The following is a 2,142-nucleotide window of genomic DNA, read 5'->3' on the forward strand; positions in this document are numbered from 1 at the left end:
GGTCGGACCGGCCGGTCCGACCGGGAGCGTCCCGGCGGGCTCTTCCCAGGCTGGGCAGCAGGTCGGACACGCGGCGGGGCCGGGCGGGCCGGTGGTGGAGCCGGCCGGGCCGTTGCCGGCCGCTTTCGAGCCGTTGAGTGGCCGGGAGCAGACGGTCCTGAGCTATCTGCCGACCATGCTCACCACGGCGGAGATCGCCAGCGAGATGTTCGTCTCGGTGAACACCGTGAAAACCCACCTCAAGAGCATCTACCGTAAACTCGACGTGGCTCGCCGCCGGGACGCCGTGCACCGGGCCCGCGCGCTTCATCTGCTGTGAGTTCGGGCCTGTGCGAGCCCCGGCCGCTGTGAGCTTCGGCCGGGCCGGGGTCGCGTCATCCAGACCGCCCCGGTCGCGCCGGCCACCGGCCACCTTGACGGCACCAACGACAGTGAGCACCGATGGTGGCAGGAACGCCCGGCCGTACGCGAACGGAACGACGTGGGGTGGGCGGAGCCGTCCGCGTGTATGCGGCCTGACGTTGTTGGTTGTGGGTTGTCGGCCTCGGCCCGTCAGCAGTGCGCGGCAGTGCGTGAGAATACGGTACCGGCCGCCGCCGTTCCGATGGCCGAAGCGATCGTTGAAAATATGCCGACAATATTTCGGAAGTACGTGGTGGATATGTGGTCGACAGATACCCGGAGCGCGGTTGTCGCGCGATTGTCGTGTGGTTGACGTCGCCGTATCCGCGCCGGCCGTGTCGCCGTGCTGGCGGCTATGGCACATGCTATGAACTGATATGATCTAATTCATCTTCCTCTCACCCCATGGGGAGGATGCGCTACCCGTGGCCGCTGACAGATCTTTGTCCTCGCGGCGCTGGGCGACGGCATCCGATGGTGGGGTGGGCGATGTCGTCTGCGGCGTGGGACCGGCGGCCTCGACCGGTCCGGGGGGACGCGGCCGGGGGTGACGCGATGGACCAGGTGTACGACCGGATGAAACTGCCGCTTTCCGGTGTGGAAGTCGAACTGGTGAGTTCGCCGGTGGGCCTTCTGCACTGGCGGCTGAAGTCCGCTGACGATTCCACCACCCGTCTTGACCAGCCGCTCGACCGGACGCCGATTCTCGGCTGGCAGGAAGGCAGCACAGCGGTGGACGGGCGGCATCCGCCGGTGCTCTTCACCGTCGTGTGGGGATCGCTGCTCGGCGGTCGCGGGCCGCTGCGGGTCGTGCTGGTGCGCCGCCGCCGGTTCCGGGCCTCCCAGCGGCACAACCTGGACCCGATAACGCTTGGCGGGGCGTTCTGGATCGCCGAGTCCGAGGGCTCCTTCGACCATCTGGTGGTCTCGGACGGGGCGATCGTCGAGAGCCGTGACCTGCACGCCCCGGTCTGAGCCGGGGACTGCCCGGATGGCCGTGGCCGGTGCCGTCCCGCTCGGGCACGCAACGCCCGCGCTGGCCGGGCGGCGGGCCACCGCACGGCCAGCCGCGCCGGTTGTCAGGTGCGTTTTCTCACATCTTCCCGCGGCCCGGTCGGATTCGGATGTATTGATGATCAATATCAGGGGCGACCGGTCGCGGGAACGCCGGGCGGACGCCTTTGTCAGCGGATTGTCGGCAGCCTCGGCGGTATCGGCAGCGTCTGCGGTATCAGCGGCATCGGCGATGGCGTCGGGGCGCGGATGGCCGGGCCTGACGAAACCAGGCGTCCCGAAAGCGACCACGGTACCTGCCCTTCCGTGTATGGATAACTGCGCTGTGTCCGCACCCGGTTTCCGCTGTGTTGCCCGGCCGGTGGGTCCTGCCGGTTGGTTTTCCCGGGGGGCTAAAATTTCCGATACGTATCCGGTGGCACGGTGCCCGCGCCCATGTCCTGCCTGCCCGGGGAAGGAGCTGGTCCGGCACCCGCAAGTGCCGATCTCGGTGAACCGGTGTCGGTCGCCGTTGGTGTCCGTCGGGGACCGTCGGCCAACGATCTGCTGGGAAATGATGTCGACCTTGAGAACTGTCGTCGTTGTGAGTTTCGTGATTTCTGGTTGTCTTTTCTGGCACATTATTGTGAATATAATGTGTCGTTGTTGTTCTTTCGTATATGTGTACGGTTCGACTCCCGGGCTCCTTGGCGGGTCGGTCGCGGCACGCCCGCGGCCGTGGCCGCC

General features: G+C 67.3%; 2 protein-coding genes. Both read left to right on the forward strand.

Annotated elements, in window-relative coordinates; all coding sequences use genetic code 11:
- The coding region (locus FrCorBMG51_RS32175; RefSeq protein WP_047225074.1) for a helix-turn-helix domain-containing protein at window positions 1-319 on the forward strand (319 nt) is incomplete at its 5' end.
- Window positions 320-957: 638 nt separating this feature from the next.
- A complete protein-coding gene (locus FrCorBMG51_RS22845; protein WP_047225075.1) occupies window positions 958-1,377 on the forward strand; it encodes a hypothetical protein in 420 nt (139 codons plus the stop codon).
- Window positions 1,378-2,142 lie beyond the last annotated feature (765 nt).

This window comes from Protofrankia coriariae (assembly GCF_001017755.1).
Taxonomy (GTDB): Bacteria; Actinomycetota; Actinomycetes; order Frankiales; family Frankiaceae; genus Protofrankia; species Protofrankia coriariae.